We start from the raw sequence: 6,366 nt of genomic DNA, 5'->3' as shown, positions 1-6,366 counted from the left end.
CGATCCCTGCCCGCCGGGCGCCACCATCGAATATGAGGTAATTGACCGCCAACCGCGCCGTGGTCGTGGCGTTGCAGACCGTCGATGCGCCGCTGATGACCTGGCCGTTGGAATCGACGAAACCGGTGTTCAGGAAACTGTCTGAACGGCTGAACGTCGGGCCGATCTGGACATCGACGGACGGCAACAGCCGCCCCCGCGCCGCGCCCGATTGTGCAGCAGCGATGCGGGCGCCGGCCCAGGCCGACGTCGTTTGCGGATTGCGGCACAGGGCAATGTCGGCAAGATCGGCCAGCGTCAGCGCGCGCGCCGGCACGTCGCCGCACGCTGTCTGGCCCGGCAGTTGCGGCGCCGGCTGGGCGGGGATCAGCCCGCGCGGATCATCGCGGCCTGACAGCAGCGACTGCGCGGCAACCGGCGCCTGCGACAACAGCAATGCAGCCAATGACAATGGAAAAAGGGGGTGTTTCATAGGTTCCGGAAAGCCATAGCCAAACAGTTGACACGGCGCGAGGGGCGATTGCCCCCCGTGACACATCAGGCGAGCTGCTTCTGGCGCCGGGCGCCCCGGATTGCCTCGCGCGCCAGATCGGCCACATAAGGCTCGAAATTCACCTGCATCGTGTGCCGGCGACTGGCATAATAATGGCCCTGGTAACGCCGCTCGTCCGCAGAAATGCTGCGCAGCATTTCTGCAACATCCGGCAGGGCATAGTCGCCCTTCAACCATGCCACCAGCAACTTGGATTGCTGTTCGGCAAGGTTGACCAGCGTCGGCAGCGACTGCGCCAGCCCCATGAACCACAGGCCGTGCAAGGCCGGGTCGGCCTGCACCATGCGCTTGTACAGCCCGATGTGATTGTCGGTGATGGCCGCGTCCCCGGCCTCCAGGAACGGAAAGGCGATGTTGTAGCCCGTGGCAGTGATGACGACATCGACGGCTTCGCGGCTGCCGTCCGTGAACACGACTTCGGCCCCGTCCAGGCGGTCAATTCCCGGCTTGATGACAATATCGCCGTTCGACATGCGGCCCAGAAACTCGCCGCTGACAGTGGGATGCGCCTCCAGCGGGCGATGGTCGGGCGTGGGGAGCCCGTAATCCTCCATTCGCCCGATTGCCTTGATGATGGTGCGCGCGGCAAGCTTGCGCACCAGCCCCGGCGGCATCCAGGCCGGCAGCGGTGTCTTGTCCACCGGCTTGCCGTTCAGCACCTTGGGCAGCACCCAGACGCCGCGCCGCGTCGAGACCATCAGCCGCTCGGTCAACGACCGCTGGCCCAGTTCCGATGCGATATCCACCGCGCTGTTGCCCATGCCGACCACCAGCACGCGCAGCCCGCGCATGTCGAAGGGATCGAACGGCGTCTTGTAGTCATGGGCATGGATGACGGGGCCATCAAGGCGTCCGGGCCACGCCGGGCGATTGGGCGCCCAGTGGTGGCCGTTGGCGATGACCACCGCCCGATAAGCCGAGGTGCCGTTTCGGGTCGTCACGTCCCAGCCGCCATCTCCGCGGCGGCACACGGCGGTCACCGGTGTTTCGAACTGCACCAGGCCGCGCAATCCGAAATGATCGACATAGTCGTTGAAGTACTGCGCGATCAGGCTGTGGTGCGGAAAATCGGGCCAATCGTCCGGCACCGGAAAATCCTCGAACTGCAACCGGGTTTTCGACGTGTCGATGTGCAGCGACTGATAGGCGCTGCTCATGCCATTCGGGTTCTGATAGGCCCAGTTGCCGCCGATCCGGTCCGATGCCTCGAACCAGTCAAAGGCAATGCCGGCATCCCTCAGCCGCTTGGCAGTGGTGAAACCGGAACAACCGGCCCCGATGAGCGCTATGGGTTGATGGGCCATGGCGGCAGTGTAGCCGGCAAGCACGCCCGCGCTACCTGACGCTTTGGTGCATATTGATGCAGGCCGGCCGGGCTGCCCCTTGCGCCTGGCGTGCCCTTTGTGTGTTATCCGCAGATTGGCGCCCTTGCCAGATTTTGCGAAAGCTCCCCGGCCTCACCATGACCAGCGCCGTCCATGCCACCGAAGACCTGCTGTTTTCGGTTCTGCTCCAGCTCATCATCATGATCGGCGCCGCCCGCGCCATGAACGTGGTGGCCCGCAAACTCGGCCAGCCGGGCGCCATCGGCGAAATCCTGGCCGGGCTGATGCTCGGGCCATCGCTGCTCGGTGCGCTGGCGCCGGATCTTTCGCTGGCGTTGTTCGGCGCCAAACCGCAGCCGGCCGTCACGGTCATCAGCCAGATCGGCCTGACCCTCCTGATGTTCCAGATCGGCGCGGATTTCGAGTTCGCGCATCTGTCCGACAAGCGCCATCGCCGCGGCATGGCAGCCATCGCGCTGGCATCTATCGGCGTGCCCTTCGGCCTGGGGCTGGCCATTGGCCTGTGGAGCGCGCCGACGCTGGCGCCGGGCATTTCGCCGCTGCTCTACAGCCTGTTCGTCGGCAATGCGCTGGCCATCACCGCACTGCCGATATTGGGGCGCATATTGGCACAATTCGGGCTGACCGACCGGCCATTGGGCGTGGTGGCGATTGCGGCCGCAGCGGCCAATGATGTAGCAGGCTGGGTACTGCTGGCCGCGATTTCGGCGTTGGCGGCGGCGCGTTTCTCAGGTGAGGCGCTGGCGCTGCAAATGGCGGGGCTGGCCGGGCTGATGCTGCTGTCGCGGTTCGTGCTGGCACCGCTGGCGGCGCGGCTCGTGAAGCTGTTTCCCGTACAGAACAGCCAGCTCGACCCCAGTCTTGTAGCCGTGGTGATCTGCCTGATCTTCGCGCTTGCCATTTCCACCTACAGCCTTGGTATTTTTGCGATATTCGGCGGGTTTCTGGCCGGGCTGCTGTTTCACCGTCACCAAGGCTTTGTCGCCGCCTGGAAGCATCAGGTGGGCCAGTTCGTGCTGGTGTTTTTCCTGCCGGTGTTCTTTGCCTTCACCGGCCTGCGTACCAATCTTCTGGGGCTGGGGGTGAGCGATCTGGGCTGGCTTGCCGTCATCCTTGTGGCCGCCATCGCCGGCAAGGTGGTGCCGGTGTATTTCGCCAGCCGCTGGACGGGATACACGCCGGCAGAATCGGGCGTGCTGGCCAGCCTGATGAACACGCGGGCGCTGATGGAGCTGATCGTGCTCAATATCGGCTATGATCTGGGTGTGCTGCCGCGTCCGGTGTTCACCATGCTGGTGGTGATGGCGGTAATTACGACGGTCATGACCGGGCCGCTGCTGCGCTGGCTGTTGCCCAAAACCGGGCATGTCATTCCGCAAGGTATCGAGGCGTGAGAGGCGACAGCAATGCGCAGCATTGGTCCGCGCGCCTTGCGGATGACCCGACATTCCTGTTCAAGTCGGCTGCATGACTGTTCCCGCCACAAGCCTGTTGCTGTTCGGTGCCACCGGCGACCTTGCCCGCCGCATGCTGTTGCCGTCCTTGTTCGGCCTGGCCAGCGATGGCCTGTTGCCCGAGGGGCTCAAGATCATCGGCACGGCCCGCAGCGCACTGGACAGCGCCGCGTTCCGTGATCTTGCTGCCAAGGCGCTCGAGCAATTTGTCGAGGCCGAGCGGCGGCCACCCGCAACGGTGGCAGCGTTTCTGGCGCGCCTGGCCTATGTACCGCTCGATGCCACAAAGACCGACGGTTTTGCAGCGCTGGCAGCCGAAGTCGGCGATCCTGGCCGCCTCGCCATCTTCCTGTCCACCGCGCCCAGCCTGTTCGGCCCGACGATTGCCGGCCTTGCCGGGGCAGGCTTGGCCGGAGACGGTGCGCGCCTGGCGCTGGAAAAGCCATTGGGCAGCGATCTGGCCTCCAGCCGCGTGATCAACGACGCGGTGGCAGCGGCCTATCCCGAAAGCCGCACGTTCCGCATCGATCACTATCTCGGTAAGGAAACGGTCCAGAACCTGCTGGCGCTGCGCTTCGGCAATGTCCTGTTCGAACCCTTGTGGAATGCCGCCGGCATCGACCATGTCCAGATCAGCGTCGGCGAAACCGTCGGCCTTGAAGGGCGCGCCGATTATTATGACGGCATGGGGGCGCTGCGCGACATGGTGCAGAACCACATGCTGCAACTGCTGGCGCTGGTCGCGATGGAGCCGCCGGCACGGTTCGACCCCACGTCGGTGCGCGATGAAAAGGTCAAGGTGCTGCGGTCCTTGCGGCCGATTACGGCAGCCGGCGTCGCGGCCCATACCGTGCGCGGCCAATATGGCGCCGGCGCCATCGCCGGCCAGCCGGTGGCCGGCTATGCGGACGAACTGGGTCGGGCGTCGAACACCGAGACATTCGTGGCCATCAAAGCCCATGTCGATAACTGGCGCTGGAAGGGCGTGCCATTCTATCTGCGCACCGGCAAGCGCATGCCCGGCCGGCTGAGCGAGATCATCGTGCAGTTCCGCGCCGTGCCGCATTCCATGTTCGGCGATGCCGGGATGGCGGCGAACAAGCTCATCATCTCTATCCAGCCCGAAGAAAACATCGGCCTGACGATGATGGCCAAAGTGCCGGGCCTGGACCGGGACGGGCTGAAGCTGCGCGCGGTGCCGCTTGATATCGGCATGCAGAACGCCTTTGCCGATGTGCGCCGCCGCATCGCCTATGAACGCCTGCTGCTCGATCTGATCGAAGGCCAGCAGACATTGTTCGTCCGCCGCGACGAAGTGGAAGCACAATGGACCTGGATCGACGGCATCCGTGCGGGCTGGACCGAAACCACCATGCCGGCCCGCCCTTATGCCGCCGGCAACTGGGGGCCGGCAGCGGCCATCGCTCTCACCGAACGCGACGGAGTAAGCTGGCATGACTGACGCATCCCGCACCCTGGTGGCCGCCGATATCGGCGGCACGCACGCCCGGTTTGCAATTGCGACGATCTCAGCAGGCCGGGTGACGGCGCTGGGGCCGGAGCTGGTGACGCGCTGCGCCGACTACGCCAGCTTGCAGACGGCCTGGGAGGCTTTTGGCGTCCATATCGCCGAGCCGCTGCCACGCGCCGCAGCCATTGCCGTGGCCGGCCCGGCCAAGGGTGACGTGCTGAAGCTCACCAACAATCCCTGGATCATCCGCCCGGCCCAGGTAAACGCGAAACTGGGCGTCGATGCCCATGTGCTGGTCAATGATTTCGAGGCGGTAGCCTATGCCGTCGGCGAGGCGCCGCCCGCGCAGTTTCGCCATTTATGTGGCCCGGAAGTGCCGCTGCCCGATGCCGGCGTCGTCAGCGTGCTCGGTCCCGGCACCGGGCTGGGCGTTGGCCTGCTGCTCAAGATCGGTGGCGGCGATTACCGCGTCATTCCGACCGAAGGCAGCCATGGCGATTTTGCCGCCACAGATTCCATCGAGGACCAGATACTGGTGCATTTGCGCGCCAAATACCGCCGAGTATCGGCCGAACGGGTGATTTCAGGCCCTGGCCTTGCTGATATCCATGCCGCGCTGGCTGCCCTCGAAGGTCGCGCCGTGCCGCCGCAGGACGACAAGGCGCTCTGGACCTCGGCCCTGGCCGGGGACGACAGCCTGGCGGCGGCAGCGCTCGATCGATTCTGCCTCGCGCTGGGCAGCTTTGCCGGCAATATCGCGCTGGCGCAGGGCGCATCGGCTGTCGTCATCGGCGGCGGGCTTGGCGCACGGCTTGCGGACCATCTGCCACGCTCCGGCTTTGCCCAGCGCTTTGCCGCCAAGGGCCGGTTCGAAACCATGATGCAGGGCATTCCGGTCAAGCTGATCACCCATCCCCAGCCGGGCCTGTTCGGTGCCGCGGCTGCTTTTGCAAGGCTGAACACATGACCGGAATCGACGCGATCATGGCGATGGCGCCTGTCATCCCGGTGCTGGTGGTCGATGACCCGGCCCATGCCCGGCCGCTTGCCGCCGCGCTGGTCGCCGGCGGTCTCACCGTGCTCGAAGTGACGTTGCGCACGCCCGCCGCACGCGAAGTCATTGCCGAAATGGCGCAGGTGCCGGGTGCCGTCGTCGGAGCCGGGACAGTGCTCAATACCGCAGACCTGCATGCCAGCATCGCTGCCGGCGCGCGCTTCATCGTCTCGCCGGGGCTGACCGAGCCGCTGGGGCAGGCGGCGGTGGCAGCGCGCATCCCTTTTCTGCCCGGCGTGGCCAATGCCGGCGACATCATGCGCGGGCTTGACATGGGGCTGACACGGTTCAAATTCTTTCCGGCCATGGCCAATGGCGGGCTGCCAGCGTTGCAGGCCTTGGCCGGACCGTTCGGAGCCGTGCGATTCTGCCCGACGGGCGGCATTTCAGCAGACACCGCCAGTGCGTGGTTGGCGCACCCGTCCGTCGTCTGTGTCGGCGGCAGCTGGATCGCAGCACGCGGGCAAACCGATTGGGCAGCGATAACG

6 protein-coding genes are annotated in these 6,366 nt (G+C 65.6%); 4 read left to right on the top strand and 2 right to left on the bottom strand.

Annotated elements, in window-relative coordinates; translation table 11 throughout:
• Window positions 1–472, bottom strand: a 472-nt coding sequence (locus RMQ73_RS00645; RefSeq protein WP_310496028.1) for a TolC family protein, incomplete at its 3' end; no start/stop codon positions are given.
• Between the two features lie 65 nt (window positions 473–537).
• Window positions 538–1,857: an NAD(P)-binding domain-containing protein gene (locus RMQ73_RS00640; RefSeq protein WP_310496027.1), complete on the bottom strand. Its 1,320-nt coding sequence runs from the start codon at window positions 1,855–1,857 to the stop codon at window positions 538–540.
• 158 nt (window positions 1,858–2,015) lie between these two features.
• Between RMQ73_RS00640 and RMQ73_RS00635 the strand changes: the two genes are divergently transcribed.
• From RMQ73_RS00635 to eda, 4 genes are all read left to right on the top strand, one after another.
• On the top strand, window positions 2,016–3,293 hold the full coding sequence (locus RMQ73_RS00635) for a cation:proton antiporter (protein ID WP_310496026.1): 1,278 nt from the start codon (window positions 2,016–2,018) through the stop codon (window positions 3,291–3,293).
• A gap of 73 nt (window positions 3,294–3,366) precedes the next feature.
• Window positions 3,367–4,815: a glucose-6-phosphate dehydrogenase gene (gene zwf, locus RMQ73_RS00630; RefSeq protein WP_310496025.1), complete on the top strand. Its 1,449-nt coding sequence runs from the start codon at window positions 3,367–3,369 to the stop codon at window positions 4,813–4,815.
• Window positions 4,808–5,791 carry a glucokinase gene (glk, locus tag RMQ73_RS00625; RefSeq protein WP_310496024.1) on the top strand — a complete coding sequence of 328 codons (984 nt, stop codon included), beginning with the start codon at window positions 4,808–4,810 and terminating at the stop codon, window positions 5,789–5,791. The genes zwf and glk overlap by 8 nt, the downstream gene beginning before the upstream one ends.
• A partial coding sequence (gene eda, locus RMQ73_RS00620) for a bifunctional 4-hydroxy-2-oxoglutarate aldolase/2-dehydro-3-deoxy-phosphogluconate aldolase (RefSeq protein ID WP_310496023.1) occupies window positions 5,788–6,366 on the top strand: 579 nt, incomplete at its 3' end. The genes glk and eda, both read left to right, overlap by 4 nt.

This window comes from Sandarakinorhabdus sp. (assembly GCF_031430775.1).
In the GTDB taxonomy this organism is placed as follows: domain Bacteria; phylum Pseudomonadota; class Alphaproteobacteria; order Sphingomonadales; family Sphingomonadaceae; genus Sandarakinorhabdus.
Note: the sequence above shows the minus strand (reverse complement) of the source record. Positions and strands in the feature narration are given on the sequence as shown.